Genomic DNA, 26,992 nt, shown 5'->3' with positions numbered 1-26,992 from the left:
GTCATGGCGTGGGTTCTGCTCGTCGTCGCCGGTCTGCTGGAAGTGGGCTGGTCGATCGGGATGAAGTACAGCGAGGGTTTCACCCGGCTGGTTCCCAGTCTGTTCACCGGCGCCGGCATCGTCGCCAGCATGGTCCTGCTGTCGTACGCCGCGAAGTCCCTGCCCATCGGTACGGCCTACGGCGTGTGGGTGGGCATCGGCGCGGCCGGTGCGGCGGTGCTCGGCATGGTGGTGCTGGGTGAGCCGGTCACCGCCGCCCGGATCTTCTTCGTGTGTCTGCTGCTGGTGGCCGTCGTGGGGCTGAAGGCGACCAGCGGCCACTGATCAGGTGCCCGGGCCTCCGCCGATGTCCCCGCCGGGGCCGGTGTCCCCGCCGGTCGGGGAGCCCGGGCCGCCCGTTCCGCCGGCGGTGGTCGTCTGGCCGCCGGTGGTGGGGCTTCCCGTGCCGCCGCCGTCGGCGGTCTGCCGGCCGGTCGTGTCCCCGCCGGTGGTGGCGGCGCCGCCGTCCGTGGTGGCGCCGCCGCCGGTGGTGGCGCCCCCGTCGGTGGTCGTGCCGCCGTCGGCCGGGGTGCCGGTGGTGCCGCCGGTGGTCGGGGTGGCGGTCGCGCCGCCGTTCTGCTCGCCGCCGTCGCCGGTGGTGGTGCCGCCGTTCTGGCCGCCGTCGGTGCCGGGCTTGGCCGTGCTGCTGGCCGGGGGCTCCTGGATCCGGTCGGCGCCCTCCTGGAGCTGGAGGTCGAAGTCGGCGACCGGCTTGCCCTTCAGCGCGTCGCGCGTGTACTGCGCCCAGATCTCGGTGGGCGGGCCGCCGCCGTTCATACGGGGCTGGCCGAGCGCGCCGTACAGCGGCTTCTGCGCGGCCGTGACCGGGTCCTGGCCCATGACGGAGACCACGGTGGCCAGGTCGGGGGTGTAGCCGGCGAACCAGGCGGCCTTGTCGCTCTCGGCGGTACCGGTCTTGCCGGCCGCCGGGCGGCCCGCGGCCTGCGCGGCGGTGGCGGTGCCGCTCTGGACCACGCTGCGCAGGACGGACGTGGTGGTGTCGGCGGCTTCCCGGCTGACGGCCTGCTTGGCCGTGGCGTCGGGCAGCTTGACCTCGTCGCTGCCGTTCTTGGTGATCTTCTCGACCAGTGTGTACGTGCCGTGCTTGCCGTGGTTGGCGAGCGTCGCGTACGCCTCGGCCATGTCCAGCACGCTGGCGGTGGCGGTGCCGAGGGCGATGGACGGGTACGGCTGCAGGTCGCGGGTGTCGGAGGGGATGCCGAGGTCGACCGCGGTCTGCTTGACCTTGGCGGGGCCGACGTCGACGGCCATCTGCGCGTACACCGAGTTCACCGACAGGTCGGTGGCCTTGCGGACGGTGATGTCGCCGTACGACTTCTGGTCCTCGTTCTCGGGGGCGTAGGCGCCGCCGCTCCAGCCCTGGACGGGGCGCTGGTTGGTGCCGTCGTAGACGGTGTTCGGGGTGATCGTCCGGCCGTCCTGGGTGGTGGACCCGTTCTGCACGGCGGAGGTGAACACGAACGGCTTGAAGGTGGAGCCGACCTGGAAGTCGCCCCGGGTGGCGCCGTTGGTGTACTGCTTCACGTAGTCGATGCCGCCGTACATGGCGACGACCTTGCCGGTCTTGGGGTCGACGGAGGCGCCGCCGGCCCGGACGTAGGTGTCGGCCTTGCGGTTCTTCTTGTCCAGCTGGGAGATCAGCTTGTCGTCGACGGCCTTGACGAAGGCGTCCTGCCGGTTCTTCTGGATGGTGGTGGTGATGCGGTAGCCGCCGGCCTCCAGCTGATCGGCCGTGACGATCTTGTTGGTGATCAGGTAATGCCTGACCGCCTCGACGAGGTAGCCGCGCTGACCGGACAGCCCCGTGGAGAGAATCTGCTCCTTGGGCATGGGGAACTTCATGCCGGTGCGCTCGGCCTGGCTGAGCCAGCCCTTCTTCACCATGCCGTCCAGGACGTAGTTCCAGCGGGCGAGGGCCGCCTTCTTGTTCTCGGGGTGGGCGACGACGTCGTACTCGCTGGGCGCGTTGACGAGCGCGGCGAGGTAGGCGGCGCGGGCCGGGTCGAGGTCGACGGCGTCCTTGCCGTAGTAGGCCTGGGCAGCGGCCTGGATGCCGTAGGCGTTGCGGCCGAAGAAGCTGGTGTTGAGGTAGCCCTCGAGGATCTCGTCCTTGGACTTCTCACGGTCCAGCTTGATCGAGATGAAGAACTCCTTGGCCTTGCGGGTGAGCGTCTGCTCCTGGGCCAGGTAGTAGTTCTTCACGTACTGCTGGGTGATCGTCGAGCCGGACTGCTTGCCCTTGCCGGTCGCGCTGTTCCAGGCGGCGCGGACCATCGCCTTGGGGTCGACGGCGGACTCGGTGTAGAAGTCGCGGTCCTCGGCGGCCAGTACGGCGTGCTGGGCGTCCTTGGAGATCTCGGCGAGATCCACGTTCTCGCGGTTGACCTGGCTGTCGCGGGTGTCGCGGGCGATCTGGGAGCCGTCGGCGTACAGGTAGACATTCGCCTGCTTGGTGGCCAGAGCGTTGGCCGGCGGGATGTTCACCATCGAGTAGCCGACGAAGAAGAGGCCGATCAGCAGCAGTACGCCGATGACGAAGGTGCCGAGCACCATGCGCCAGGTCGGGATGATCCGCCGCCACCCGGTGCGCTTGGGCCGCTTGCCCTTCTTGCCCTTGCCGCCGCCGGTGGCCGTGGCGGTGGGTGTGGCGGTGCCGCCGCCGTTGCCGCCGCCCTTGCCGGTGCCGGTGGCACCGGCGGCGAGGGCGGTGGTCGCGGCCTCGGAGCCCGGCGCGGAGGAGGCGGTGGCGGCAGCGGAGGCGCCCGCGGCGGCACCGGCCGCGCGGGCGGCGCGGGCGGCACGTGCGGCGCGGTCCGGGCCCGCGGGGCGGGGGACGGACGCGCCGGGGGCGCGGCCGGCGGGCTTCGGGGCGTCGGCGGAGGAGGCCGCGGCGGTGCCGGAGGCGCCCGGCTCGCCGGCGCGCGGTGCGCTGACCCGCCGGAGCACCTGCGTGGTCTCGGGCGCCTTCCCGGCGCCGGCGGGGGAAGCCCCGCCCTTGCCGGTGCCGGAGGAGGTGCCGGCCGCCGGAGCGGACGGGGCGGCCTCGGATTTCCTGGGCGGGGTGATACGCCGGAGCACCTGGGTGCTCTCGGCCGGCTGAGCCTCCTCGGGACCGGCGGAGGCGGGCTTCTCGGTGCCGGAGGACGCGGAACCCCCGCCACCCTTGCCGGGTGCCGGGGCGCCGCCGGGCCGCGAGCCGCGACCGGGTGCCGGAGCGCCGCCGGCCGTGGCCTGGCCGGTGCCGGAGGCCGTGCCGGTGGGCCCGTCCGGGGCGGCCGGCTGCTCGTTCCGGGCGCCACGGGACGCCTGGCGGGCCCGTGCCATGGAGGCCGTGCGGTCCTGCGCCGCCGCGTCCGGCCGGCCGGCACCGCGCTCGGCCGCGTCGCCGCGGTCGCCGTCGGCGGGGCGGCCGGCGGCTTCGGCGCGCTTGGTGCTCGCGCTGCTCGCGCCCCCGTCGCCGGGCCGGGCGCCGGTGCCCGTGTCGCCCTTCCGGGATGCCCCGGGGTCCACCCCCTTGTCGCCCTTCTCTGCCATACGCGGCTCGGCGGCCGTGTCCTCGCGGCCCCCCGGCTTCCCGGGCCCTTCAGCCGGCAGCGGCCGTTTCGGTGCCACGCCTTCGTTCGGCTGCTGCGGCTGCGGCTCGTCGCTCATGTCGTGCACGGACTCCTGTTTCGCGTCGTACGTTTCCCGTACGCCTCGTACGCTTCTGCGCTCCCCCTGTGTGAAGACTCTCGCACCTGGCGTTCCGTTCCCGGATTCCGGCACGGTTCCACGGAAAATGCGTGGCCGGCCACCGGGCCGTCGGACTAGGCTCCTGCGCTTCGGTGTCGAGCGTCCGAGGAGGTGGACTCGCGTGGGTGCGGGACGGTTGTACGCGGCCGTCGCGGCAGGGGGGTTCCGACGGTACGCGACCTATCGGGCCGCCACTGCGGCAGGGGTCTTCACGAACACGGTCTTCGGGCTGATTCTCGTGTACACGTACCTCGCGCTGTGGAGCGAGAAGCCGCACCTCGGGGGGTACGACCAGGCCCAGGCCGTGACGTACGTATGGCTCGGGCAGGCCCTTCTCTCGACGCTCGCGATCGGGGGTGGCGGCGTCGAGGACGAGTTGATGGAACGCATCCGTACGGGGGACGTGGCGATCGACCTGTACCGGCCGGCCGATCTGCAGCTGTGGTGGCTCGCGGCCGATCTGGGCCGGGCGTTCTTCCAGCTGCTGGGCCGGGGGACCGTCCCGTTCTTGTTCGGGGCGCTGTTCTTCCCGCTGTACCTGCCGGCCGACGCGGGCACCTGGGCGGCCTTCCTGGTCTCCGTCGTCCTGGCGATGCTGGTCGGCTTCGGCATCAGGTACCTGGTGGCGCTGAGCGCGTTCTGGCTGCTGGACGGTGCCGGTGTGGTGCAGATGGCGTGGCTGGCGGGGTTCTTCTGCTCGGGGATGCTGCTGCCGCTGAACGTCTTCCCGGGCATGCTCGGCGAGGTCGTACGGGCCCTGCCCTGGTCCTCGCTGCTGCAGGCGCCGGCGGATCTGCTGCTCGGGCACGGCGACCCGCTGCGGACGTATCTCTTCCAGGCGGGCTGGGCGGCGGCGCTGCTGGGTGCCGGGCGGCTGGTGCAGGCCGCTGCGACGCGCCGGGTGGTGGTGCAGGGTGGCTGAGGGGAGTGCGCGGGCGCAGCGGACGCCGGGGCACCGGCTGGCCGAGGGGGTGCGGACGTACCGGCTGATCGCGGCGATGTGGGTGCGGTCCACGATGGCCTATCGGGCGTCCTTCGTCATGACCACGGTGGGGAACTTCGCGGCGACCTTCCTCGACTTCGTCGCGATCATGCTGATGTTCTCCCGGGTGGACGCGCTGGGCGGCTACCCGCTGGCCGAGGTGGCGTTCCTGTACGGGCTGTCCGCGGTCTCCTTCGGGCTGGCGGACCTGCTGATCGGGTCGATGGACCGGCTGGGCCGGCGGGTGCGGGACGGCACGCTGGACACGCTGCTGGTGCGGCCGGCGCCGGTGCTCGCGCAGGTGGCGGCCGACCGGTTCGCGCTGCGCCGGCTGGGCCGGGTGACCCAGGGGGCGCTGGTGCTGGGCTGGTCGCTGAGCCGGGTCGACATCGACTGGACGGCGGACAGGCTGCTGCTGATGCCGGTGATGCTGGTGAGCGGCTGCGGGATCTTCTGCGCGGTGTTCGTGGCGGGGGCGGCGTTCCAGTTCGTGGCGCAGGACGCCTCGGAGGTGCAGAACGCCTTCACCTACGGCGGTACGACGCTGCTGCAGTACCCGCCGACGGTGTTCGCGAAGGAGCTGGTGCGCGGCGTGACGTTCGTGCTGCCGCTGGCCTTCGTCAACTGGCTGCCCGCGACCTATGTGCTGGGGCGGCCGTACCCGCTGGGGCTGCCGCACTGGGTGGCGTGGACTCCGCCGCTGGTGGCGGCGGGGTGCTGTGCCCTGGCGGGTCTCGCGTGGCGGGTGGGGCTTCGTTCGTACCGCAGCACAGGGAGCTGAGCGTGGGTGACTTCATCGCACTGGAGAAGGTCGAGAAGGTCTTCGAGGTGCGCCGCAAGACGGGATTCCTCAGGCGGGAGCGGCGTGAGGTGCGGGCGGTCGACTCGCTCTCGTTCACCGTGCCGCGCGGGGAGATGGTCGGGTACATCGGGCCGAACGGCGCCGGCAAGTCGACCACGATCAAGATGCTGACCGGGATCCTGACGCCGAGTGCCGGGCGGCTGCGGGTGGCGGGCATCGACCCGGCGCGGGAGCGGACCCGCCTCGCGCACCGGATCGGGGTGGTGTTCGGGCAGCGGACCACGCTGTGGTGGGATCTGCCGCTGATCGACTCGTACCGGCTCGCGCACCGCATGTACCGGATCCCGGACGCGCGGTACCGGGAGAACCTGGACCGCATGGTGGCGCTGCTGGAGCTGGACAGTCTGCTGGACGTGCCGGTGCGGCAGCTGTCGCTGGGGCAGCGGATGCGCGGGGACATCGCGGCGGCGCTGCTGCACGATCCGGACGTGGTGTACCTGGACGAGCCGACGATCGGTCTGGACGTCGTCTCGAAGGCCAAGGTGCGGGAGTTCCTGCGGGAGTTGAACGCCGAGCGCGGCACGACGGTGCTGCTGACCACGCACGACCTGCAGGACATCGAGCAGTTGTGCTCACGGGTGATGGTGATCGACCACGGGCGGCTGATGTACGACGGCCCGCTGGCGGGGCTGCACGAGGCCGGGGAGAGCGAGCGGACGCTGGTGGTCGACCTGGAGCGGGAGTTGCCGCCGGTGGAGGTGCCGGGGGCCCGGGTGGTGCGGGTGGAGGGGCCGCGGCAGTGGCTGGCGTTCCCGGCGGGGCAGTCGGCGGCGCCGCTCGTCGCGCATCTGGCGGCCCGCTGGCCGCTGGTGGACCTGTCGGTGCGGGAGCCGGACATCGAGGCCGTCATCGCCAGGATGTACGCGGAGAAGGCGGTCTCGTAGGCTGCTGGCATGAGCGACGACGCAGCCCCGGACCTCCGGGCGTCCGACGCCGACCGCGAGCGGGTCGCCGAGGTCCTGCGGGACGCCCTCGCCGAGGGCCGGCTGGACATGGGTGAGTTCGAGGAGCGTCTCGAGGCGGCCTACACGGCGCGGACGTACGGCGAACTGGCTCCGCTGACCCGTGATCTGCCGGCCGCCGGGGCCGCCGCCCCGCCCGTCCCGGTCTCCTTCGTCAAGGAGCCGGTGCGGGGCACGGGGTGGGCGGGCCGGATCACCGGCGGCGAGGGGTCCTCGACGGGGGCGGTGGCCATCCTGTCGGGGTTCGAGCGCAAGGGCCGCTGGACGGTGCCGAAGCGGTTCTCCTGCTTCGCCTTCCTGGGCGGCGGCGAAGTGGACCTGAGGGACGCGGATTTCGCGGACCGCGAGGTCGAGATCAACTGTGTCGCGGTCATGGGCGGTGTGCAGGTGATCGTGGAGCCGGGGGTCGAGGTGGTGGTCCGCGGCATCGGTGTGATGGGCGGCTTCGAGCACCCGAGGGACGACGGGCCGCCGGAGCCGGGTGCCCCGCGGGTGGTCATCGGCGGGTTCGCGTTCTGGGGCGGGGTCGGCGTGGAGCGCAAGCTTCCGCGCGCGGAGCGCCGGCGGCTGAAGGAGCAGCGCCGCCAGGAGCAGCTGGATCGGCGCGCGGAGCGGCACGAACTGCACCGGGCGCGGCACGAGGAGCTCTACGAGCGGCACCGGGAGCGGCACGAGGAACGCCTCGGACGGCAGCTGGAGCGGCACGAGGAGTTGTTCGAGCGGCACCGGGAGCGGTCCGCCGAGCGCAAGCGCCGGCGCGACCGGGAGTACTGAGACCGCCCGGCCGCCCCGGCGGCCGGCGCCGGCCTCCGGCTAGCTCGTGCACACCTTCGTCAGTTCGCCGGCCGCGTTGGTGACCGGGCCGACGTCGGGCGTGCTGTCGCCGTCCTTGATGGCGGCACGGACGTTGCCGACGGCCTTGTCCAGATCGTCCACGGCCTTGTTGACGTCGGTGTTGTCCGTCTTGTCGCTGAGCTTGCCCAAGCTCTTCTCGATGGAGTCGAGCGAGGCGTCGGCCTGGGAGGGATCGTTCGCGGCGTTCTCCACGGCCTGCTGGAGGTCGGTGACGCTGTCGGCGATGGCATCGGCGGTCTGTACACAGTCCAGTGCCTTGTCCACGGCGTCGCAGCCGGTGGTCAGGCCGGCGGTGAGTGCGGCGGCGGCCACGGCGGCGGCGATGGCGGTGAACCGGCCCCGGCGTGCGCGTCGGCTGGCGGACATGACGTGTTCCCTCCCCTGGGACGACTGGCCGGGCGCACGCTGGTGGGTCGCGCGCCCGTAACCACAGGGACGCCGGGACGGCCCGGCAGGTTGCCCGGGCCTTGGGGATTTCTTTACGCGCCGGCGTCCGCCGGCATACGCCCCGTCAGGCGCCCCGTCAGGCGCCGGCGTCAGCGCCCGCCGTCAGGTGTCAGCGCCCGCCGTCACGCGCCCGTGGCCGCCAGCGCCGCCCGCTGGATCGCGGTCAGCTCGGTGCAGCCGGCGACGGCGAGGTCGAGCAGGGCGTTGAGTTCCTCGCGGGCGAACGGCTCGGCCTCGGCGGTGCCCTGGACCTCGACGAAGCGGCCGTCGCCGGTGCAGACGACGTTCATGTCGGTCTCGGCGCGCACGTCCTCCTCGTAGCGGAGGTCGAGCAGCGGGACCCCGCCGACGATCCCCACGGAGACGGCGCTCACGGTGTCGGTGAGCGGCTGCCGGCCGGCCTTGATCAGCTTCTTGCCCTGGGCCCAGGCCACGGCGTCGGCCAGTGCCACGTACGCGCCGGTGATCGCCGCCGTCCGCGTGCCGCCGTCGGCCTGGAGGACGTCGCAGTCGAGGACGATGGTGTTCTCGCCGAGGGCCTTGTAGTCGATGACGGCGCGCAGGGAACGGCCGATGAGCCGGGAGATCTCGTGGGTGCGGCCGCCGATCTTGCCCTTGACGGACTCGCGGTCGCCGCGGGTGTTGGTGGCGCGGGGCAGCATGGCGTACTCCGCGGTGACCCAGCCCTCGCCGCTGCCCTTGCGCCAGCGCGGGACGCCTTCGGTGACGGAGGCGGTGCAGAAGACCTTCGTGTCGCCGAAGGAGATGAGGACGGAGCCCTCGGCGTGCTTGCTCCATCCCCGTTCGATGGTGACCGGGCGGAGCTGTTCGGGGGTACGGCCGTCGATGCGAGACATGCCGCCGAGCCTATCCGGACATACGGAAGGGGCTCCTCCCGCGTCGGGAAGAGCCCCCTGACGGTGAACCGTGTTCACCGGTGAACCGGGGGGTTCACATCATGTCTTCGATCTCCGAGGCGATCGGGTCGGCGTCGGTGCCGATGACGACCTGGACGGCCGTGCCCATCCGGACGACACCGTGGGCGCCGGCGGCCTTCAGGGCAGCCTCGTCGACGAGGTCGGGGTTGCTGACCTCGGTGCGGAGCCGGGTGATGCAGCCCTCGACCTCTTCGATGTTGTCGATGCCGCCGAGCCCGGCGACGATCTTCTCAGCCTTGCTGGCCATGTTCCTTCTCCCTGCTCCGAACCGCTTTGTCGCAGTAACCCACAGTTGGCCCATCTTCGCGAGCGGTCATGCCGTACGTGTCGGATGATGGCGATCACGACAGCGGAACCGTCCGCCGACTGGTCTACACCACCGTGGGGAAGGTCGCCAAACCGCGTCCCGGTCGGGCGGCCGGGAAGGGACGCCCATGAGCGCCGAGAGTACGGCCGGCCCCGCGCGGGTCCGCTGGAACGGGCTGTTCCAGGCCATGCAGAAGATGGGCCGGAGCCTGCAACTGCCCATCGCGGTGCTCCCGGCGGCGGGCATCCTGAACCGGCTCGGCCAGCCCGATGTGTTCGGGGCCGACGGCCTCGGCTGGACCGATGTCTCGCGGGTGATGAAGGGCGCGGGCGGCGCGCTGCTCGACGGCTCGCTCGGCCTGCCCCTGCTGTTCTGCGTGGGCGTCGCGATCGGCATGGCCAAGAAGTCGGACGGCTCGACCGCGCTGGCGGCGGTGGCGGGGTTCCTCGTCTACTACGGCGTCCTGCACCAGTTCCCCGAGGGGTGCCCGGGCGGTGCCACGACCGTCCGGGACGTCGGCTGCCAGGTCGTCGTCGACACCGGGGCGGACAAGGTGACGGCCTTCACCTTCCAGAACCCGGGTGTCTTCGGCGGCATCGTCATGGGCCTGCTGACGGCCTTCTTCTGGGTCCGCTTCCACCGCACCAGGCTGGTGGACTGGCTGGGCTTCTTCAACGGGCGCCGGCTGGTGCCGATCATCATGTCCTTCGTCGCGATCGTGTTCGCGGTGCTGTGCCTGTGGGTCTGGCCGCCGGTGGGCGGCGCCCTGGAGAGCTTCAGCCAGTGGCTGCGGGACGCGGGCTCCTGGGGCGCGGGCGTCTTCGGTCTGGCCAACCGCGCGCTGCTGGTGGTGGGCCTGCACCAGTTCCTGAACGTGCCCATCTGGTTCCAGTTCGGCAGCTACACCACGCCCGACGGCGCGGTGGTGCACGGCGACATCAACATGTTCCTGCAGGGCGACCCGCACGCCGGCCAGTTCACCTCGGGCTTCTTCCCGATCATGATGTTCGCGCTGCCGGCCGCGGCGCTCGCCATCACGCACTGCGCCCGCCCCGAGCGCCGCAAGGAGGTCGGCGGCCTGATGCTCTCGGTCGCGCTGACCTCGTTCGTCACGGGCATCACCGAGCCGCTGGAGTACTCGTTCCTCTTCATCGCGCCCGCGCTGTACGCCGTCCACGCCGTGCTCACCGGTGTCTCGATGGCGGTGACCTGGGCGCTCGGGGTGCACGACGGGTTCAGTTTCTCGGCGGGCCTGATCGACTACGTCATCAACTGGCACCTGGCGAGGCGGCCGTGGGCGGTCATCCCGATCGGCCTGTGCTTCGCGGCCGTGTACTACGCCGTCTTCCGCTTCGCGATCACGCGGTTCGACCTGCGGACGCCGGGACGGGAACCGCCGGAGACGGCGGAGGAGATGGAGCGCGACAACGTCCGGTAGGGACGGCCCTGCCGGCCCGCGCGGGCGAGTACGCGGCGTAGCGCAGCGGTAGCGGATTCGTGGGTTCCTTATCCCGCCTTCATCGTGCTACAACAGGTCTACACCACTGAGTGGTGTAGACCAGAGACGCTGCCGTCCCCTTCCATGGTTCCCGGGCGGCGCCCTGCCCACATGGAGGAAGTTGTGACCACGGCCAGCGCCGCTCCCGCGGCCGACAAGAAGAAGGGCGCGGGAGTGATGGCTGTGCTCCAGCGTATCGGCCGCAGCCTGATGCTCCCGGTCGCCGTGCTGCCGGCCGCCGCCCTCCTGGTGCGCCTCGGCAACAGCGACATGCTGGGCCGCCCGTCGTTCCCGACGTTCCTGACGAAGATAGCCGGGTTCATGGCGGCCGGCGGCAACGCGATCCTCGACAACATGGCGCTGCTGTTCGCCGTCGGTATCGCGATCGGCTTCGCGAAGAAGTCGGACGGTTCCACGGCCCTCGCGGCGGTCGTCGGCTACCTGGTCTTCAAGAACGTCCTCGGCACGTTCACCGACAAGAACCTGCCGAAGGTGGCGACCGCCGTCGACGGCAAGGTCGTCATGATGGACGCCCCGGTGGACGCGAAGGTGCTCGGCGGTGTGGTGATGGGCCTCGTGGTGGCCCTGCTGTACCAGCGCTTCCACCGCACCAAGCTGCCCGACTGGGCGGGCTTCTTCGGCGGGCGCCGTCTCGTCCCGATCCTGTCGGCCTTCGCCGGTCTGCTCATCGGCATCGTCTTCGGCTACATCTGGCCGGTCCTCGGCACGGGTCTGCACAACTTCGGCGAGTGGCTGGTGAAGTCGGGCGCGGTCGGCGCGGGCATCTTCGGTGTCGCCAACCGCGCGCTGATCCCGATCGGCATGCACCACCTGCTCAACTCGTTCCCGTGGTTCCAGGCGGGCGAGTACCACGGCAAGAGCGGTGACATCGGGCGCTTCCTGGCCGGCGACCCGACCGCGGGCCAGTTCATGACCGGCTTCTTCCCGATCATGATGTTCGCCCTGCCGGCCGCCTGCCTGGCCATCGTGCACTGCGCCCGCCCCGAGCGCCGCAAGGTCGTCGGCGGCATGATGTTCTCGCTGGCGCTGACGTCCTTCGTCACCGGCGTCACCGAGCCCATCGAGTTCACCTTCATGTTCATCGCGCCGGTCCTGTACGCGATCCACGCCGTGCTCACCGGTGTCTCGCTGGCGCTGACCTGGGCGCTGGGCATGAAGGACGGCTTCGGCTTCTCGGCGGGCGCGGTCGACTTCGGTCTGAACCTGGGCATCGCCAGCAACCCGTGGGGCCTGGTCCTGGTCGGCCTGTGCTTCGCGGCGGTCTACTACGTGATCTTCCGCTTCGCGATCACCAAGTTCAATCTGCCGACCCCGGGCCGCGAGTCCGACGAGGAGCTGGCGGAACTGCAGAAGGCCGAGGCCAAGTAGCCCGGACCCGAAACGCCGAAGGCCCCGGAACCGTCGCGGTTCCGGGGCCTTGTGCCTGTCCGGGGTCAGATCTCGTACGCCTGCCTCGGCGCGGCCAGCTCCACGGGACCGCTGAAGGTCTCGCGGGCGTCGCGCAGGTTGGCCTGGGGGTCGGTCCACGGCGGGATGTGCGTGAGGACCAGCCGGCGCGCACCGGCGCGGGCCGCGGTCTCCCCCGCCTCGCGGCCGTTGAGGTGCAGGTCGGGAATGGTCTCCTTGCCGGACGTGAACGCGGCCTCGCACAGGAACAGGTCCGTGTCCCGGGCCAGCTCGTCCAGCGCCTCGGTGACGCCCGTGTCGCCGGAGTACGTCAGGGACCTCCCGCCGTGCTCGACCCTGATGCCGTAGGCCTCCACGGGATGGCGGACCCGCTCGGTGTGCACGGTGAACGGGCCGATCTCGAACGTGGACGGCTTGACCGTGTGGAAGTCGAAGACCTCGCTCATCGAGGAGGCGGAGGGGGTGTCCGCGTAGGCCGTGGTCAGGCGGTGTTCGGTGCCCTCGGGGCCGTAGACCGGGATGGGGGCGCACCGGCCGCCGTCATGGCGGTAGTACCGCGCCACGAAATAGGCGCACATGTCGATGCAGTGATCGGCGTGCAGATGGCTGAGGAAGATCGCGTCGAGGTCGTAGAGACCGCAGTGGCGTTGCAGCTCGCCCAGGGCGCCGTTGCCCATGTCGAGAAGCAACCGGAAGCCGTCGGCCTCGACGAGGTAGCTCGAACAGGCCGATTCCGCGGACGGGAACGACCCCGAGCAGCCGACGACGGTGAGCTTCATGAAGCAGAAACCTCCGTTGGCGGGAGAGCGAATGGGCGGGAGGAGGGGCCACTCGGGATGAGGGCTGTCGGGGGTCGTGCGGTTCGTCGAGCGTAAGGCGCGAGAGCGCGGGTCGCTCCTCCGCCAGGGGCCGTTGTGGGCGAACTCACCTGTGCTGTCACCGGTTCGGCTGGACCGAGGGCGCACAAGGATCCGAGAGGGCGCGCGATGTGCGGCGCACGCCGGTAACGTCATCGTATGGACACGTCATGGTGGCTGGCGCTCGCGGCGGTGGTGCTGCTCGCGCTCGTCGCCACGCTCGTCGACGGATGGGGCCGGGGCAGCCGGCCCGGCGGGCGGCGGCTGAGGCCGCCCGGCCGGGCGGGCACCCGCGGGGCGCGCACGCCGCTGCCCGCCCCCGGGGACATCTGGTGGGCGAACGTGCCGTACGAGGACCGGGCCGGTGTCAAGGACCGGCCGTGTCTGGTGCTGGCCGTGCGCGGGGACCGGGCCACGGTCGCGAAGATCACCAGCAAGTACCACGACGAGCGCAGCGGGGTGATCCCGCTGCCGCCCGGCGCGGTCGGCGACGCCCAGGGCCGGCCCAGCTTCCTGGAGACCGATGAGCTGCGCGAGGTACCGGTCGACGGCTTCCGCCGCCGGGTGGGCGTGGTCGACCCGGTCCTGTGGGACCAGGTACGGCACCTGGCCGGTTAGGTCAGCCCTGGCTCACCCGGACGGTGACCGCCCACTCCTCGATGCCCTTGCAGGACACCTGTCCGGGCGCGGTGGGCTGGGCGCACAGCGGACGGGACGAGGTGAGTTCCACCGTGCCGGCGGACACCGCCCGGTAGGCGGCGGTGGCGTCACCGGGCCGGAGCACGAAACCGCTGTTGACCGCCTTGAGGCCGGTGCCGCGTGCGGCGACCGGCTTCCAGGGGCGGGCCGCGGTGCCGTCCAGGGTCAGCCGGATCTCGCCGCCCTCGCGCAGGCAGACGGTACGGCCGTGATCCGCCGCCGTCAGCTCGGAGCGCGCGGTGCAGCCGCCGGCCGGGCGGGTGGGCGACGGGGTGCCGCCGCGGGGCGGCGCCGACACCTTGTCACTGCTCCCGGTGTCCTTCTGGGCGCCGCAGCCCGCGAGCAGCAGCGCGGCCGCCGCCAGGGCGAGGGGCGTCGTACGGCGCATGGGTTTTCCGCCTTTCTGCCGTCCGCTGCCGGGCCGGGCGGCCCGGCAGCCTGGTGCAGATGAGACGTACCACCGGCGCGAACGGATCCCTCGGGGTCCGCCGGCCGGTCCGCCGTCAGGCCCAGAGCTGGCCCTGGAGCGTCTCGATGGCCTCCGCGGTGGTGGCCGCCGTGTAGACGCCGGTGGAGAGGTACTTCCAGCCGCCGTCGGCCACGACGAAGACGATGTCGGCGCTCTCGCCCGCCTTCACGGCCTTCTTGCCGACGCCGAGCGCCGCGTGCAGGGCGGCGCCGGTGGAGACGCCCGCGAAGATGCCCTCCTGCTGGAGCAGCTCGCGGGTGCGGGTGACCGCGTCGGCCGAGCCGACCGAGAACCGGGTGGTGAGCACGGAGGCGTCGTACAGCTCGGGGACGAATCCCTCGTCGAGGTTGCGCAGCCCGTAGACCAGGTCGTCGTAGCGCGGTTCGGCGGCGACGATCCGCACGTCCGGCTTGTGCTCGCGCAGATAGCGGCCGACGCCCATCAGGGTGCCGGTGGTGCCGAGGCCGGCCACGAAGTGGGTGATCGAGGGGAGGTCGGCGAGGATCTCCGGGCCGGTGGTCGCGTAGTGGGCGCCCGCGTTGTCCGGGTTGCCGTACTGGTAGAGCATGACCCAGTCGGGGTGCTCGGCGGCCAGCTCCTTGGCCACGCGCACGGCGGTGTTGGAGCCGCCGGCGGCCGGCGAGGAGATGATCTCGGCACCCCACATGCCGAGCAGGTCCCGGCGCTCCTGCGAGGTGTTCTCCGGCATCACGCACACCATGCGGTAGCCCTTGAGCTTGGCCGCCATGGCGAGGGAGATGCCGGTGTTGCCCGAGGTGGGTTCGAGGATCGTGCAGCCGGGGGTGAGCCGGCCGTCCTTCTCCGCCTGCTCGACCATGTGCAGGGCGGGGCGGTCCTTGACCGAGCCGGTGGGGTTGCGGTCCTCCAGCTTGGCCCAGACGCGGACCTCCGGGGACGGCGACAGCCGCGGCAGGCGCACCAGAGGGGTGTTGCCCACCGCGGCCAGCGGGGAGTCGTAGCGCATCGCTGCTCAGCGACCGATCAGCGCATGCCGCCGGCCACGGCCGGCAGGATCGTCACGCTGTCGCCGTCGGACAGCTTGGTGTTGATGCCGTCCAGGAAGCGGACGTCCTCGTCGTTGAGGTAGACGTTGACGAAGCGGCGCAGCTGGTCGCCGTCCACGATGCGGGCCTGGATGCCGGCGTGCCGGGTCTCGAGGTCGGCGAACAGCTCGGTGAGGGTGCTCCCGCTGCCGTCCACCGCCTTCTGGCCGTCGGTGTACTGGCGGAGGATGGTCGGGATGCGGACCTCGATGGCCATGGCTCAGGGCTCCTGTCGGAAGATGACTGGTCGGTGGGCGCGCGGCGGCGCGGAGCGCACGGGCGGCGTACGCGGGTCTGGGCGCCACGGCTCACGGCCGTACGGCGGCAGGCCGGCGTCAACAGATGGCGCTGGCGAGCCTGCACAGGTCGACGTGCAGCCGCGCCACGAGCAGCGTGCCCGGCGTCTTGTCGCTCACGTCGTGGAAAACCATGGGCTCATCGTATCGATTCCCCCTCCGGTTCCCGGAGTGTGATTCCAGATGCCGGACTGGTTTCAACCACGTAGTGAGATGGGCGGCGGTGTGGGATCAGTAGGCCGCGACGATCCGCACCTCCTCCTCCGCGACCTCGCCCTCCCGGATCCGGAACGAGCGGAACTGGAACTCGCCGAGGCCGTCGGTGTCGGCGGTGGACACGAGGACGTAGTGCGCGCCGGGCTCGTTGGCGTAGGAGATGTCCGTGCGGGAGGGGTGGGCCTCGGTCGCCGTGTGGGAGTGGTAGATCACGACCGGTTCCTCGTCGCGGTCGTCCATCTCGCGGTAGAGCTTGAGCAGATCGCCCGAGTCGAACTCGTAGAACGTGGGCGACATCGCCGCGTTCAGCATCGGGATGAAGCGCTCGGGGCGGTCCGAGCCGGCCGGGCCCGCGACGACGCCGCACGCCTCGTCGGGGTGGTCCTCGCGGGCGTGCGCGACGATCCGGTCGACGAGTTCCTGGGTGATGGTCAGCATGTCGGCCAGGATAAGCAGTGGGGCCGCCCCGTACCGATGGTTGGTACGGGACGGCCCGCATGCTGGACGTCCTGAGCGGCGGCCGCCGGGGGCGCCACGAGTGCTCCCGGCGGCCGGACGTCCTGGGGAGGGTGTCCTTGGCGGTGGCCGTACGGCCGCCGCGTCAGCGCTTGCGGAAGGCGGCGGCCTCCGGGTTGCGGCGCTTGAGCACCAGGTACGCGACGGCGAGGGCCAGACCCCACAGCGGCGCGCAGTACAGCGAGACCCGGGCGTCCTTGTCGATGCCCATGAGCACGATCACCATGCCGATGAAGGCGAGCGCGAACCAGCTGGTGTACGGCGCACCCGGGGTGCGGAACTCCGACTGGGGCAGCTCCCCGCGGTTGGCCTTGGCGCGGTAGCGGATCTGGCAGAACAGGATCACGATCCACGCCCACATGCCGGAGATGGTCGCGAAGGAGACCACGTAGTCGAACGCCTTGCCCGGCCACTGGTAGTTGATCCAGACGCCGACGAGCATCAGCGCGGCGGAGAACGTCGTGCCGACCAGCGGGGTACCGCTGCGCGTCAGCTTGGTGAAGACCTTCGGGCCCTGGCTGTTGAGCGCGAGGTCGCGCAGCATGCGGCCGGTGGAGTACATGCCCGAGTTGCAGGACGACAGCGCGGCGGTGAGCACGACGAAGTTGACGATGCCCGCGCCGGCGGCGAAGCCCATCTTCTCGAAGGCGGCCACGAACGGGCTGACGCCGGGGTGGAAGCTGGTCCACGGCACGACCGAGAGGATCATGATCAGCGCGCCGACGTAGAAGACGGCGATGCGCCACGGCACGGTGTTGATCGCCTTGGGCAGCACGGTCTTGGGGTCCTTGGACTCGCCGGCGGTCACACCGACCAGCTCGACGGCGAGGAAGGCGAACATGACCATCTGGAGCGTCATCAGCGTGCTGCCGACGCCGTGCGGGAAGAAGCCGCCCTGGTTCCACAGGTGGGACACGGAGGCGGTGTCGCCGGCGTCGGAGAAGCCGACCGTCAGGATGCCGACGCAGATGAGGATCATGCCGATGATGGCGGTGACCTTGACCATGGAGAACCAGAACTCCAGCTCACCGAAGAGCTTCACGGAGATCAGGTTGGCGCCGTACAGGACGACCGTGAAGATCAGGGCCGACACCCATTGCGGGATGTCGAACCAGTACGTCATGTAGGCGGCTGCCGCGGTGACCTCGGTGATGCCCGTGACCACCCAGAACAGCCAGTACGTCCACCCGGTCACGAACCCCGCGAAGGGGCCGATGAACTCACGCGCGTACTCCGAGAAGGAACCCGACACCGGGCGGTACATCAGCAGCTCGCCGAGTGCCCGCATGATGAAGAAGATGACGAGGCCCGCGACGGCGTAGGCCAGGATCAGGCTGGGGCCGGCCTTGGAAATGCCCTTGCCCGCGCCGAGGAAGAGGCCGGTGCCGATGGCACCGCCGATGGCGATCATCTGGATCTGCCGGGCTCCGAGCCCGCGCTGGTATCCCTCGCCGCCCTCGGCCTGCACGGCCTCATTGCCGTCGTGATGCTGGTCGACCTGCGCTGAGGTCATGTGTGGTGCGCCTTTCTCCATGCCGACCCAGGCCTGGCGTCGGCCTCGGATCGGGTCTCGATCCCCCCGGATGATGGAGCTGTTGCCTGGCCGACGGTCGTCGGCTCGGTGGCGCACCCGGCCGAACATGGGTGGTGTTGGCCGGGCGGTCGTGAAGATTTATCACGGCCGCAACATTGATCACAGAGGCGGGATGTGGGCCATCACACAGGAAGAAGCGGACAAAGAACGTACAAACGCGTCAAATCAGGCCACAAAGGTGACGGGATCGTTATCCGGATTTGAGCGTCCTCTGAGCGAACAGTCGCCCGAGGCAAACGTGTCAGGGTCACACCGTACGGCCTACGGCATCAGGGTGGTCACCAGGGTCTCCTGGAGCCCGCCGAGCCAGAGATAGGCCAGCACCATCGGCTTGCGCGCGTCCTCCTCCGGAAGCCGGAAGAGCAGATCGGTGTCCTCCTCCTCGGTGATCTCCAGCCGGGCGCCGATCGCCAGCCGGAGGTCGTTGAGGGCGCCGACCCACTGCCGGGACTCCTGCGCGGACAGCTTGAGCACCGCCCCGCCCTCGTCGACCGGGGCGAGCGCGTCCAGGCTGCGGATCACGCCGAGCGCGTTCTCCCGCTTGCCGGTGCGCAGGTCGTTCTCGGTGTAGCGGCGGAACTCGGCGGAGTGCGCCCGCTCCTGGTCGGCGTCGGCCGGCGAGCGGGGGGCCAGCTCCGGGTCGCCGTAGGCGTCCGGGAAGAGCCGGCGCAGCACCGGGTCGGAGGGCGGCTCGCTGGGGCCCTCGGCGAACAGCTCGGCGAGCGGGTCGTCGGGGGCGTCGGCGCCGGGTCCCGGTCCGATCAGCTCCAGCAGCTGGACGGCCAGCGACCGGATGATGGAGATCTCGACGTCGTCGAGCGCGACGGCCGCGCCGCCGCCGGGGAGCGGTTCGAAATGTCCGGGCATCTGAGTCGGTCGCTACTTCCGGTCCTGCTGGAGGGTGGCCCACAGACCGTAACCGTGCATCGCCTGCACGTCGCGCTCCATCTCCTCGCGGCTCCCGCTGGAGACGACCGCCCGGCCCTTGTGGTGGACGTCGAGCATGAGCTTGGTGGCCTTGTCCTTGGTGTAGCCGAAGTACGTCTGGAAGACGTACGTCACATAGCTCATGAGGTTGACCGGGTCGTTGTGGACGATCGTGACCCAGGGGACGTCGGGCTCGGGTACGGCGAAGACCTCCTCCGCCGACTCGGTGCGTTCGATCTCTACGGGAGCGGGTGACGTCACAGAGCCCATGCTGCCACGGAGCCCAGAAATCGTCACACCGACGAAAAGGGAGTACGCTCTCCAGTCATGAACACAGCGGACCTTGGGCTGCCGGTGGACGTTCCCTCGACGGCGCTCTTCACGGACCAGTACGAGCTGACGATGCTGCAAGCCGCGCTGAAGGCCGGTACGGCCGAACGGCGCAGTGTCTTCGAGGTCTTCACCCGGCGGCTGCCGGACGGGCGCCGCTACGGCGTGGTGGCCGGCACCGGACGCGTCCTGGACGCGGTGGAGAACTTCCGCTTCGACCCCGCCGTCCTCGGCTTCCTGCGCGAGCGGAAGATCGTCAACGAGGAGACCCTCCAGTGGCTCGCCGACTACCGCTTCGGCGGGGACATCTGGGGCTACCCGGAGGGCGAGGTGTACTTCCCCGGCTCGCCGATCATGCGCGTCGAGGGCAGCTTCGCCGAGTGCGTCCTGCTGGAGACGGTGATCCTCTCCATCCTCAACCACGACTCCGCGATCGCCGCCGCGGCCTCCCGGATGTCCTCGGCGGCCGGCGACCGCCCGCTGATCGAGATGGGCGCCCGGCGCACCCATGAGCTGGCCGCCGTGGCCGCCGCCCGCGCCGCCTACGTGGGCGGCTTCGCGACCACCTCCGACCTGGCCGCCGGCTTCCGCTACGGCATCCCGACCGTCGGCACCTCGGCGCACGCCTTCACCCTGCTCCACGACCACGAGCGGGACGCCTTCCAGGCCCAGGTGGACACCCTCGGCCGGGGCACGACCCTGCTGGTGGACACCTACGACGTCGCCGAGGCCGTCCGCACGGCGGTGGAGGTGGCGGGCCCCGAGCTCGGCGCCGTCCGCATCGACTCGGGCGACCTGCTGCTGGTGGCCCACCGGGTGCGCCAGCAGCTGGACGAGCTGGGCGCGACGCGGACGAGGATCGTCGTCACCTCCGACCTGGACGAGTACGCCATCGCCTCGCTGGCCGCCGCGCCGGTGGACGCGTACGGCGTCGGCACCCAGCTGGTCACCGGCTCCGGGCATCCGACCGCCTCGATGGTGTACAAGCTGGTCGCCCGTGCCGAGTCCGCCGACCCGGACGCACCGCTGGTGCCGGTCGCGAAGAAGTCCAGCGGCGGCAAGACCTCCGTCGGCGGGCGCAAGTGGGCCGCGCGCCGGCTGGACGCGGAGGGGGTCGCGGAGGCCGAGGTCGTCGGCACCGGGCCGGTCCCGGCCGGGCTGGCCGACCGGCAGCTGCTGGTCGAGCTGGTCAAGGGCGGCGAGGTGGTCGCCCGCGAGCCGCTGGACGTGACCCGGGACCGGCACAGCGCGGCCCGCGCCAGTCTGCCGCTCTCCGCCATCCAGCTCTCCCGGGGGGAACCCGTCATTCCGACGGAGTACGTCCACGGGCGCTCGGGTAGCTAGAGCGGGACCGCCGTCCGCCCCCTCGACCGCCCCCTCCCGCACGGGCCCGGAAGTCTCTAGGCTCGGTTACTCGGACTCTCAGCCGAAGGACATCCACCATGCGCCGCGCGTTGATCGTCGTAGATGTGCAGAACGACTTCTGCGAGGGAGGCAGCCTCGCGGTGGCCGGGGGCGCCGATGTGGCCGCCGCCGTCACCGAGCTGATCGGCCAGGCGGCGGGCACCGGGTACCGGCACGTGGTGGCCACGCGCGACCGCCACATCGCGCCCGGCGGTCACTTCGCGGACAACCCCGACTTCGTCCGCTCCTGGCCCGCGCACTGCGTCGCGGGCACCGAGGGCGTCGGCTTCCATCCGAACTTCGCCCCGGCCGTCGCCTCCGGAGCGGTCGACGCGGTGTTCGACAAGGGGGCCTACTCGGCGGCCTACAGCGGCTTCGAGGGCACCGACGAGAACGGGGTGCCGCTCGCCGACTGGCTGCGGGAGCGGGAGATCACCGAGGTGGACGTCGTCGGCATCGCCACGGACCACTGCGTGCGGGCCACGGCCCTGGACGCGGCGCGCGAGGGCTTCCGTACGCAGGTCCTCCTGGACCTCACCGCCGGGGTGGCCGCGGAGACCACCGAGCGGGCCCTGGAGGAGCTGCGGGAGGCCGGTGTGGAACTGGCGGGCAAGCCGGTCGTCTCCTCCTGAGCGCACGGGGCTGAGCTGGGGTTCTCCCGTACTCCTCCGCACACACACAAGATCACCGCATTTCGACCACACCTCTTACATCCTGTGGATCACCTGGGTAATGTCCGCGTCGGGGGGCGGTAAAGAGACTGCCAGTCGCGCAGCGGTCTGCTTTGTCATGTCCGGGCCATAGCACTGCTCCCGTCGTCGAATTCCTTCTTCGCACAGGAGCCGCATCGATGTCCGAACCGCTGCCTCGGCGCAGACTCAGAGCCCTGCCCAGACTGCTCCAGGTGTTCCTGCTCTGCGCCTCGTTCGTCGCGATCCACTTCAGCACCGCCGCCCCGGCCCAGGCCTACCACCACCTGTGCGGCAAGTTCTACGGGGTCGATGGCAACGACCCCATCTCGTACCGGTACTACAAGATCACCACCACGTACTACAACGCCTTCAACGGCGCCCAGGGCCGCTGGGACGCCACCAGCGCCCCCGGCTACTTCCGGTACGAGAAGAACAACGGCGACCCGGAGGTCGAGGTCCGCGACGAGGCGCACGCCTGGGACGCCTGGGCGCAGACCCGCTGGCAGGGCTGCACCTTCGGCTACTGGAGCTATGACGAGACGTACATCGTCTTCAACACCAACACCATGCGCGGCCTGAGCGCCCGGGAGAAGAAGCTGGTCGCCGAGCACGAGCTGGGCCACGCCTACGGCCTCGACCACGAGTACTACACCTGCGCGAACCCGGGACCGGCCGTGATGCGTCAGGGCGAGGGCAAGTTCTCCTGCGGGAGCGACGGCCCCTGGTACGACGACGTCAAGGGCGTCAAGGCGAAGTACTGAGCGGTCGAGGAGAACACGAAGCGATGAGAACCAGAACCTGTGCCGCCATGGCCGCCGCCGTGGCACTCGCCTGCCTGACGGCCTGCTCGGGACCCGGCTCCGCCGACACCGACGGGCGCATGCACGTCGAGGCGGACTACGCCTACTACAGCAGCGCGGAGGACGTCAGCGGCGTCGCCGACATCGCCATCACCGGGCCGGTGCTCAGCATCCAGACGCGGGAGTGCGACGAGGGCGGCGACACCGCCACCGAGCCCGCCATCGACCCCACGGCGGACGACAGCACCGACCCCAACCCGGACCCCTCGGCCACCGACTCCCCCGCCCCGACGGCGACTCCCTCCGGCATCGCCGGTGACGGCGCGGGCGGCGCGGAGTGCATGCCGATGGTCTTCCTGAAGGTGCGGGTCGCCGGCATGATGAAGCGCGGCTTCGGGGTCTCCGAGGGCGACGAGATCGTCATCGGCAACATCGACACGGACAAGGTGACGATGGAAGGCACCACCCCGCTCGCCGTGGGCAAGCAGTACGCGCTCTACCTGCGGCAGCTGACCGCCCCCGACCACCCCGGCATCACGTCCGTGCCGACGTTCTGGATCCCGGTCGGCGGCAACCAGGGGATCTTCCTCGTCGGCAAGGGCACCGTCCAGCCCGCCTCGGCCAACATCGTGGCCCTCACGAACACCGAGGCGAAGAAGAAGCTCAGCGCCGCCTCCGGGACGTCCCGGCCCGAGCGGCTCCGCACGACCGTGGCCGGACTGAAGGAAGCGGCGAAGGTGGCCGCCGCCAAGCAGCGCGCGGGCGCGCACAAGACCGCGAAGTAGCGCACGCGCGCAGGACCGCGAAGCGGCGGCGGCCGTCCGGCCCGCATCAGGCCCGCCCCTTTCGGGGCGGGCCTGATGTCATGCCTGCGTCATCGGCTGCCGGAGCAGCGCCCGGATCGGGTGCCACAGCTCGTTCACGGTGACACCGTTGTCCGGGGCCGTGCGCCATATGAGGCCGTCGGGATGGTGCAGCACGGCCGTGATCTCGTCCAGCGTCGGAGGCTCCGCGTTGCCCCGCAGATACACCGCCCGCAACCCCAGGTTGCGCAGCCTGGTCAGGGCACGCGCCCGGTTCTTGGCGTGCACCAGCACCCGTACCCCGCCCGCGCGCCCGGCCGGGCTCGGCAGGTTCAGGGCCACCACCACCGTGTCGTTCGGCAGCTTGCAGAAGCCTCCAGCGGCCATGCGGTCACATCCCCGTTCTGGTCGGTGTCAATAAGCGATCCACAGGACGCACCTAAACACGATCGGCGGCAGCCCGCCAAGGGGCTGCCGCCGATACGCGTCTGACCTGCGGTTTTGTGGACTACTTCACCGCGGGGCCGACCTTGAGCTGGATCGTGGAGCCGTCCTTGGCCTCCTGGACGATCGTTATCTTGGTGTTGGTGTCAGTGACCTTCACGCCACCCGTGGGGTTCGACGGGTCGTAGTAGGTGCTGGCGTGGTCGTTGAAGACCGACACCCCCTTCTGCGACTTGATCTTGGTCGCCACCCCGGCCTGGTGCAGGGTGAGCCCGTCCGTGGCCCCGAGGCTGAACGGCGAGTCGTAGGCCTGCATGCGGTTGCGCAGCAGCGTGCCGTCCGACCACTTCAGCGCCTTCGGGTGCGCGTCGACCGGCAGGATCAGACCGGTGCCCGGGTGACCGCCGGGGTTCGCGTTGGTGTTGTTGTCCGCCTGGGAGGTGTCCCACTTCCAGATCAGCAGGCCGTTCTGGTACGGGTAGTGCTCCACCCAGTCGGGGCGGTTGGTGTTGAGGTAACCGAAGTTGTACGGGCCGGTCTTCAGCGTCTTGTCGTACGAGACGTACTGCCGGTTCTCGGCGATGTAGTACTGCTTGTAGTCCTTGGTGAAGGACGCGCCGATGCGGGAGAAGCCGTTCGCGGTCCACGCGGAGTCCGCGGTCTCGGCGTTGTCCGAGAACAGCGGGGTGCCGTCGGCGGTCACGGTGATCTGGTCGGCCGTGAAGCCGTTCTCCGCGACACCGCCGTCGGTGGCGTAGCGGAAGCGCAGGTCGATCTTCTTGCCCGCGTAGGCGTCGAGCGGGAACGACAGCTTCTTGTGCGTCTGCGAGAAGCCGCTCAGCGCCGGCTTGCCGCTGGCGTCACGCGGGAGGGCCTGGCCGTCCGCCGTGCCGTCCAGGGCGGTCCAGTTGGCGCCGCCGTCGGTCGACACCTCGGTGTAGACGTAGTCGTAGCCGTCCTCGGTGGCCCACCAGCCGTCCAGGTCCAGCTTCGCCGACGACTTGCCGGTCAGGTCGACCGAGCGGGTCAGCGTGTTCTTGAGGTCGTTGCCGCTGCCGCTCCACCACTGGGCCGAACCCTCGGCGGGCTGGGTGATCGTGGTGGTGACCGCCTTGGCGGGCAGGTTCACCACGAGGGCCTGCTTGTCCCAGGTGTTGTACTCGGCGAGACCCAGCTTGTGGGTGGACTGCTTGCCGGCCGCGGCGGTGTCGAAGTTCAGCCAGCCCAGCTGGAGCTTGTCCCAGGCGTTCATGTCGCCGGGCAGGTCGCCGATGGACTCCTTGCCCGTGCCGAGCCAGGAGCCGGAGGACATCAGGGTCCAGAAACCGGTGGAGTTGTCGCCGCCGGCGGTGTCGTACTCGTCCGGCAGACCGAGGTCGTGGCCGTACTCGTGGGCGTAGACGCCGAGGCCGCCGTTCTCCGGCTGGATGGTGTAGTCGCCGACCCAGACACCGGTGTCGCCGACCTGCGTGCCGCCGAGCTTGTTGTTCGACGGGCCGGTGGCGCCGGCGTCGGTGCCGAAGGCGTACCAGCGGTGGGCCCAGATCGCGTCCTCGCCCTGGGCGCCGCCGCCCGCGGACTCGTCCTCACCGGCGTGCACGATCTGGAAGTGGTCGACGTAGCCGTCGGGCTCGTTGAAGTTGCCGTCGCCGTCGAAGTCGTAGCGGTCCCACTGGTCGTACTTGGCCAGGTCCGCCTTGATCGCGGCGTCGGTCTTGCCGGCCGCCTTCTGCTGGGCGACCCAGGCGGTCAGACCGTCGCTGACGACGTTCCACACGCTCGGGCAGTTCTTGGAACCGCAGGCGTTGTTGCCGTAACGGGCCTCGTTGTACGGGACCTTGACCCAGTCGGTGACCTCACCGGAGACCGAGTAGCGGCCCGAGGACTGCTTCTCGTAGTACTTCTTCAGCGACTCGGTGTTCTTGCCGGTGCCGAAGTAGAGGTCCTGGAAGTGCTTCTTGTTGTAGTCCTTCTGCCAGGCCGTGGAGTTGTCCTTCTTGCGGTCCGGCTTGGCGATCTTGTTGTGCAGCGGGCCGTCGGTGCCCCCGAACTTGGGGTCCTTCTGGTTCCCGAACTCCACCAGGATGGTGAAGATCTTGTCGGTCTTCTCGCGGCTCAGCTCGACGTACTTGCTCTGGCCCTTGCGGCTCTTGAGCTTGACGACCTTGGAGCCGTTGCGCTCCTCCGCCTTGGCCTTGCCCGATATGAGCTGGTTCAGGGCCTCTTCGCGCTGGGCGTCCTGCGTCTTGCTCAGCGGGCCGTCGAGGTCGTGCTTCTGCTGCTTCACCGGGGCCGGGTCGTGCCGGTTCGCGGCGGCGGACCGAACCGGGGTGCTCGCCTCCGCGACGGCGAAGGTCGCGAATGTGGCGGAGGCCGCAGCGAGCGTCACGCCGATGGCGGCAGCTCTGAACGTCCAGGATCTGCTGGTCACTTGAGTTCCTCCCCCGCGCCGCGCACACGGACAGGGGGTTCCGGGTCATGGAGGAATCCGTGCGCGCACGATCAACGCGTGTAATCAAGTGACGACATTTGACTAGAGGTTTAGCGGAAAAGACAGACCTTGACTTGAGCAGGACAAGTGCACTATGCGGAGGTGGCGTTCGCTTTGCGAACACATGACGGCTCTCCGAACGGGCGCAGCAACCGGGCCGTTTGGCCGGACGGTGACTCCGTGCGCCCCCTGTGCAACGGTACCGTGGGTTAGGTCACGCTTACCGGGTGTCCCGCTCGGGCATGCACGCCAGGAGAGCCGCCCGCCCAGAGAGTCGCACGGCACCCCGCCCCCGAAGACTGCCGAGGACACGATTGCCATGCCTCGTCCGACCGCCGCACAGCTCGCCTACGGTTCCTGCACCGTGATCTTCTCGACGCTCGCCATGCTGCTGCTGTCCGAGACGAGTTCGGGCATCGGGATCACCGTCATCGCCCTCGCGGCGCTCGCGCTGGGCCTGCTGGTCGCCCTGACGGCTCCCGGCCCGGGGGCGCGCAGGGCACCGGCGCCCGCCGAGCCCGTCCCGGACGAGGAGCGCGTGGCCACCAGCCTGTGACCGAGGTGTGCGCCGCGCTCAGCGGGTGCTGACCACCACCGTCTTGGCCGCCTTGTCGTGCAGACCCTGCTTGTACGGCTTGTCGAAGTAGCTCCAGCCGCCGCAGATCGCCGTCCAGATGCAGGCGCAGCAGAAGGCGAACGGCACCCACAGCACCAGGGAGCGGACCAGCATGGTCTGCACCGAGGGGGTGGCCCCGTTGTCCAGGTTGGCCACCCGCAGGTTGAACAGCTTCTTGCCGAGGGTCTGCCCCGACCGGCTCATCATGACGGTGTCGTACGCGATGTAGAGCACGGCCGCGATGAGGGACTGGGCGATGGACTTGGAGACCTCGATGCGGTCGCCGTCGACGGTGTACTCGCGCACTCCGAACGCCCAGGTGAGCAGCCAGACGACGATGCCGACCAGGATCAGGTCGAAGATCCGCGCGATCGTCCGCTTGCCGCTGTCGGCGAGCGGGGGCATGCCCGCCAGCGGGTCGGCGGGATAGCCGCCGGCCCCGGCTCCGTAGGGGCTTCCGCCGTAGGGGCCGCCGCCGTACGGGGGCGGCTGCTGGCCCCCGTAGGGAGGGGGCTGCTGGCCGCCGCCGGGCGGCGGGGGCTGCTGGGCACCGCCGTACGGGGTGTCGTACGGCGAGCCCGACCCCTGGTCCGACGGGGGCCGCTTCCTGAACGGGTCGTCCTCGGGGGGCTGCTCTCCTGAGCCGGGAGGCGGTTCGCTGCTCATGGCCCGAGTGGAACCCGAAGATCGCGGCACCGCATCC

General features: G+C 70.6%; 29 protein-coding genes. 13 read left to right on the top strand and 16 right to left on the bottom strand.

Going from position 1 to position 26,992, the window contains the following annotated elements; all coding sequences use genetic code 11:
* Positions 1–3 precede the first annotated feature (3 nt).
* Complete coding sequence (locus tag ACF073_RS27825) at positions 4–324, top strand: multidrug efflux SMR transporter (RefSeq protein WP_225810301.1); 321 nt, start codon at positions 4–6, stop codon at positions 322–324.
* Here the strand turns inward: ACF073_RS27825 and ACF073_RS27820 are convergent, their stop codons facing one another.
* On the bottom strand, positions 325–3,138 hold the full coding sequence (locus ACF073_RS27820) for a transglycosylase domain-containing protein (protein ID WP_392074300.1): 2,814 nt from the start codon (positions 3,136–3,138) through the stop codon (positions 325–327).
* Positions 3,139–3,913: 775 nt separating this feature from the next.
* Between ACF073_RS27820 and ACF073_RS27815 the strand changes: the two genes are divergently transcribed.
* From ACF073_RS27815 to ACF073_RS27800, 4 genes are read left to right on the top strand one after another with little or no spacing between them, the layout of a single operon-like run.
* Complete coding sequence (locus ACF073_RS27815) at positions 3,914–4,714, top strand: ABC transporter permease (RefSeq protein ID WP_392074123.1); 801 nt, start codon at positions 3,914–3,916, stop codon at positions 4,712–4,714.
* Positions 4,707–5,555 (top strand): ABC transporter permease, encoded by an 849-nt coding sequence (locus tag ACF073_RS27810; protein ID WP_392074122.1) that lies wholly within the window; start codon positions 4,707–4,709, stop codon positions 5,553–5,555. Before ACF073_RS27815 ends, ACF073_RS27810 begins: the two co-directional genes overlap by 8 nt.
* Entirely contained in the window at positions 5,513–6,520 is a 1,008-nt protein-coding gene (locus tag ACF073_RS27805; RefSeq protein ID WP_392074121.1) for an ATP-binding cassette domain-containing protein, read from the top strand. The genes ACF073_RS27810 and ACF073_RS27805 overlap by 43 nt, the downstream gene beginning before the upstream one ends.
* A 9-nt stretch (positions 6,521–6,529) precedes the next feature.
* Entirely contained in the window at positions 6,530–7,372 is an 843-nt protein-coding gene (locus ACF073_RS27800; RefSeq protein WP_392074120.1) for a DUF1707 domain-containing protein, read from the top strand.
* Between the two features lie 39 nt (positions 7,373–7,411).
* On the opposite strand, the gene ACF073_RS27795 is transcribed toward ACF073_RS27800, so the two are convergent.
* From ACF073_RS27795 to ACF073_RS27785, 3 genes are all read right to left on the bottom strand, one after another.
* On the bottom strand, positions 7,412–7,819 hold the full coding sequence (locus ACF073_RS27795; RefSeq protein WP_392074119.1) for a hypothetical protein: 408 nt from the start codon (positions 7,817–7,819) through the stop codon (positions 7,412–7,414).
* Positions 7,820–8,022: 203 nt separating this feature from the next.
* Complete coding sequence (gene rph / locus ACF073_RS27790) at positions 8,023–8,757, bottom strand: ribonuclease PH (RefSeq protein WP_392074118.1); 735 nt, start codon at positions 8,755–8,757, stop codon at positions 8,023–8,025.
* Between the two features lie 94 nt (positions 8,758–8,851).
* Positions 8,852–9,085, bottom strand: a complete 234-nt coding sequence (locus ACF073_RS27785) for a glucose PTS transporter subunit EIIB (protein ID WP_392074117.1) — start codon at positions 9,083–9,085, stop codon at positions 8,852–8,854.
* A gap of 187 nt (positions 9,086–9,272) precedes the next feature.
* Here ACF073_RS27785 and ACF073_RS27780 point away from each other — a divergent pair, with 187 nt between their 5' ends.
* Together ACF073_RS27780 and ACF073_RS27775 are read left to right on the top strand one after the other, a co-directional pair.
* Positions 9,273–10,583: a PTS transporter subunit EIIC gene (locus ACF073_RS27780; RefSeq protein WP_392074116.1), complete on the top strand. Its 1,311-nt coding sequence runs from the start codon at positions 9,273–9,275 to the stop codon at positions 10,581–10,583.
* A 183-nt stretch (positions 10,584–10,766) separates the two neighbouring features.
* On the top strand, positions 10,767–12,032 hold the full coding sequence (locus ACF073_RS27775) for a PTS transporter subunit EIIC (RefSeq protein WP_392074115.1): 1,266 nt from the start codon (positions 10,767–10,769) through the stop codon (positions 12,030–12,032).
* A 65-nt stretch (positions 12,033–12,097) separates the two neighbouring features.
* Here the strand turns inward: ACF073_RS27775 and ACF073_RS27770 are convergent, their stop codons facing one another.
* On the bottom strand, positions 12,098–12,850 hold the full coding sequence (locus ACF073_RS27770; RefSeq protein WP_392074114.1) for an MBL fold metallo-hydrolase: 753 nt from the start codon (positions 12,848–12,850) through the stop codon (positions 12,098–12,100).
* A gap of 237 nt (positions 12,851–13,087) precedes the next feature.
* Between ACF073_RS27770 and ACF073_RS27765 the strand changes: the two genes are divergently transcribed.
* Positions 13,088–13,546, top strand: a complete 459-nt coding sequence (locus ACF073_RS27765; protein ID WP_392074113.1) for a type II toxin-antitoxin system PemK/MazF family toxin — start codon at positions 13,088–13,090, stop codon at positions 13,544–13,546.
* A 1-nt stretch (position 13,547) separates the two neighbouring features.
* On the opposite strand, the gene ACF073_RS27760 is transcribed toward ACF073_RS27765, so the two are convergent.
* The 8 genes from ACF073_RS27760 to clpS form a co-directional block, all read right to left on the bottom strand.
* On the bottom strand, positions 13,548–14,015 hold the full coding sequence (locus tag ACF073_RS27760; protein ID WP_392074112.1) for a hypothetical protein: 468 nt from the start codon (positions 14,013–14,015) through the stop codon (positions 13,548–13,550).
* A gap of 115 nt (positions 14,016–14,130) precedes the next feature.
* A complete protein-coding gene (locus ACF073_RS27755) occupies positions 14,131–15,081 on the bottom strand; it encodes a PLP-dependent cysteine synthase family protein (RefSeq protein ID WP_392074111.1) in 951 nt (316 codons plus the stop codon).
* Between the two features lie 17 nt (positions 15,082–15,098).
* The gene (locus ACF073_RS27750) at positions 15,099–15,377 is read right to left on the bottom strand and encodes a MoaD/ThiS family protein (RefSeq protein WP_392074110.1); all 279 of its coding nucleotides are present in this window, start codon (positions 15,375–15,377) and stop codon (positions 15,099–15,101) included.
* Between the two features lie 118 nt (positions 15,378–15,495).
* Positions 15,496–15,591 carry a putative leader peptide gene (locus tag ACF073_RS27745; protein ID WP_317926516.1) on the bottom strand — a complete coding sequence of 32 codons (96 nt, stop codon included), beginning with the start codon at positions 15,589–15,591 and terminating at the stop codon, positions 15,496–15,498.
* A gap of 96 nt (positions 15,592–15,687) precedes the next feature.
* Positions 15,688–16,110, bottom strand: a complete 423-nt coding sequence (locus ACF073_RS27740; RefSeq protein WP_392074109.1) for a Mov34/MPN/PAD-1 family protein — start codon at positions 16,108–16,110, stop codon at positions 15,688–15,690.
* 163 nt (positions 16,111–16,273) lie between these two features.
* Positions 16,274–17,701, bottom strand: a complete 1,428-nt coding sequence (locus tag ACF073_RS27735) for an amino acid permease (RefSeq protein ID WP_392074108.1) — start codon at positions 17,699–17,701, stop codon at positions 16,274–16,276.
* Between the two features lie 342 nt (positions 17,702–18,043).
* Positions 18,044–18,649 (bottom strand): DUF2017 domain-containing protein, encoded by a 606-nt coding sequence (locus ACF073_RS27730; RefSeq protein ID WP_392074107.1) that lies wholly within the window; start codon positions 18,647–18,649, stop codon positions 18,044–18,046.
* 12 nt (positions 18,650–18,661) lie between these two features.
* Entirely contained in the window at positions 18,662–18,979 is a 318-nt protein-coding gene (gene clpS / locus ACF073_RS27725) for an ATP-dependent Clp protease adapter ClpS (protein WP_361118760.1), read from the bottom strand.
* Between the two features lie 57 nt (positions 18,980–19,036).
* On the opposite strand from clpS, the gene ACF073_RS27720 reads away from it, so the two are divergent.
* The 4 genes from ACF073_RS27720 (at position 19,037) to ACF073_RS27705 (ending at position 22,720) form a co-directional block, all read left to right on the top strand.
* Positions 19,037–20,383 carry a nicotinate phosphoribosyltransferase gene (locus ACF073_RS27720; RefSeq protein ID WP_392074106.1) on the top strand — a complete coding sequence of 449 codons (1,347 nt, stop codon included), beginning with the start codon at positions 19,037–19,039 and terminating at the stop codon, positions 20,381–20,383.
* A gap of 98 nt (positions 20,384–20,481) precedes the next feature.
* Complete coding sequence (locus tag ACF073_RS27715; protein WP_392074105.1) at positions 20,482–21,075, top strand: isochorismatase family protein; 594 nt, start codon at positions 20,482–20,484, stop codon at positions 21,073–21,075.
* Between the two features lie 218 nt (positions 21,076–21,293).
* Positions 21,294–21,896 (top strand): hypothetical protein, encoded by a 603-nt coding sequence (locus tag ACF073_RS27710; protein ID WP_392074104.1) that lies wholly within the window; start codon positions 21,294–21,296, stop codon positions 21,894–21,896.
* A gap of 23 nt (positions 21,897–21,919) precedes the next feature.
* The gene (locus tag ACF073_RS27705) at positions 21,920–22,720 is read left to right on the top strand and encodes a hypothetical protein (protein ID WP_392074103.1); all 801 of its coding nucleotides are present in this window, start codon (positions 21,920–21,922) and stop codon (positions 22,718–22,720) included.
* A gap of 78 nt (positions 22,721–22,798) precedes the next feature.
* Here ACF073_RS27705 and ACF073_RS27700 read toward each other — a convergent pair whose 3' ends face one another.
* Together ACF073_RS27700 and ACF073_RS27695 are read right to left on the bottom strand one after the other, a co-directional pair.
* On the bottom strand, positions 22,799–23,125 hold the full coding sequence (locus ACF073_RS27700) for a hypothetical protein (protein WP_392074102.1): 327 nt from the start codon (positions 23,123–23,125) through the stop codon (positions 22,799–22,801).
* A 121-nt stretch (positions 23,126–23,246) separates the two neighbouring features.
* Positions 23,247–25,613, bottom strand: a complete 2,367-nt coding sequence (locus tag ACF073_RS27695; RefSeq protein ID WP_392074101.1) for an immune inhibitor A domain-containing protein — start codon at positions 25,611–25,613, stop codon at positions 23,247–23,249.
* A gap of 379 nt (positions 25,614–25,992) precedes the next feature.
* Between ACF073_RS27695 and ACF073_RS27690 the strand changes: the two genes are divergently transcribed.
* Entirely contained in the window at positions 25,993–26,229 is a 237-nt protein-coding gene (locus tag ACF073_RS27690) for a hypothetical protein (protein ID WP_392074100.1), read from the top strand.
* 18 nt (positions 26,230–26,247) lie between these two features.
* On the opposite strand, the gene ACF073_RS27685 is transcribed toward ACF073_RS27690, so the two are convergent.
* Complete coding sequence (locus tag ACF073_RS27685) at positions 26,248–26,955, bottom strand: RDD family protein (protein WP_392074099.1); 708 nt, start codon at positions 26,953–26,955, stop codon at positions 26,248–26,250.
* Positions 26,956–26,992: the final 37 nt, after the last annotated feature.

The sequence above is a fragment of the Streptomyces sp. NPDC015171 genome, assembly GCF_043079545.1.
Taxonomy (GTDB): Bacteria; Actinomycetota; Actinomycetes; order Streptomycetales; family Streptomycetaceae; genus Streptomyces.
This window is presented reverse-complemented; position numbering and strand designations above follow the sequence as displayed.

Bases quoted from the DNA above. Each gene is read 5' to 3' on its own strand.
- ACF073_RS27825 (WP_225810301.1), top strand. From the start codon at position 4: ATGGCGTGGGTTCTGCTCGTCGTCGCCGGTCTGCTGGAAGTGGGCTGG.
- ACF073_RS27800 (WP_392074120.1), top strand. From the start codon at position 6,530: ATGAGCGACGACGCAGCCCCGGACCTCCGGGCGTCCGACGCCGACCGC.
- ACF073_RS27795 (WP_392074119.1), bottom strand. From the start codon at position 7,819: ATGTCCGCCAGCCGACGCGCACGCCGGGGCCGGTTCACCGCCATCGCC.
- rph (WP_392074118.1), bottom strand. From the start codon at position 8,757: ATGTCTCGCATCGACGGCCGTACCCCCGAACAGCTCCGCCCGGTCACC.
- ACF073_RS27785 (WP_392074117.1), bottom strand. From the start codon at position 9,085: ATGGCCAGCAAGGCTGAGAAGATCGTCGCCGGGCTCGGCGGCATCGAC.
- ACF073_RS27780 (WP_392074116.1), top strand. From the start codon at position 9,273: ATGAGCGCCGAGAGTACGGCCGGCCCCGCGCGGGTCCGCTGGAACGGG.
- ACF073_RS27770 (WP_392074114.1), bottom strand. From the start codon at position 12,850: ATGAAGCTCACCGTCGTCGGCTGCTCGGGGTCGTTCCCGTCCGCGGAA.
- ACF073_RS27765 (WP_392074113.1), top strand. From the start codon at position 13,088: ATGGACACGTCATGGTGGCTGGCGCTCGCGGCGGTGGTGCTGCTCGCG.
- ACF073_RS27760 (WP_392074112.1), bottom strand. From the start codon at position 14,015: ATGCGCCGTACGACGCCCCTCGCCCTGGCGGCGGCCGCGCTGCTGCTC.
- ACF073_RS27755 (WP_392074111.1), bottom strand. From the start codon at position 15,081: ATGCGCTACGACTCCCCGCTGGCCGCGGTGGGCAACACCCCTCTGGTG.
- ACF073_RS27750 (WP_392074110.1), bottom strand. From the start codon at position 15,377: ATGGCCATCGAGGTCCGCATCCCGACCATCCTCCGCCAGTACACCGAC.
- ACF073_RS27745 (WP_317926516.1), bottom strand. From the start codon at position 15,591: ATGGTTTTCCACGACGTGAGCGACAAGACGCCGGGCACGCTGCTCGTG.
- ACF073_RS27740 (WP_392074109.1), bottom strand. From the start codon at position 16,110: ATGCTGACCATCACCCAGGAACTCGTCGACCGGATCGTCGCGCACGCC.
- ACF073_RS27735 (WP_392074108.1), bottom strand. From the start codon at position 17,701: ATGACCTCAGCGCAGGTCGACCAGCATCACGACGGCAATGAGGCCGTG.
- ACF073_RS27730 (WP_392074107.1), bottom strand. From the start codon at position 18,649: ATGCCCGGACATTTCGAACCGCTCCCCGGCGGCGGCGCGGCCGTCGCG.
- clpS (WP_361118760.1), bottom strand. From the start codon at position 18,979: ATGGGCTCTGTGACGTCACCCGCTCCCGTAGAGATCGAACGCACCGAG.
- ACF073_RS27720 (WP_392074106.1), top strand. From the start codon at position 19,037: ATGAACACAGCGGACCTTGGGCTGCCGGTGGACGTTCCCTCGACGGCG.
- ACF073_RS27715 (WP_392074105.1), top strand. From the start codon at position 20,482: ATGCGCCGCGCGTTGATCGTCGTAGATGTGCAGAACGACTTCTGCGAG.
- ACF073_RS27710 (WP_392074104.1), top strand. From the start codon at position 21,294: ATGTCCGAACCGCTGCCTCGGCGCAGACTCAGAGCCCTGCCCAGACTG.
- ACF073_RS27705 (WP_392074103.1), top strand. From the start codon at position 21,920: ATGAGAACCAGAACCTGTGCCGCCATGGCCGCCGCCGTGGCACTCGCC.
- ACF073_RS27700 (WP_392074102.1), bottom strand. From the start codon at position 23,125: ATGGCCGCTGGAGGCTTCTGCAAGCTGCCGAACGACACGGTGGTGGTG.
- ACF073_RS27690 (WP_392074100.1), top strand. From the start codon at position 25,993: ATGCCTCGTCCGACCGCCGCACAGCTCGCCTACGGTTCCTGCACCGTG.
- ACF073_RS27685 (WP_392074099.1), bottom strand. From the start codon at position 26,955: ATGAGCAGCGAACCGCCTCCCGGCTCAGGAGAGCAGCCCCCCGAGGAC.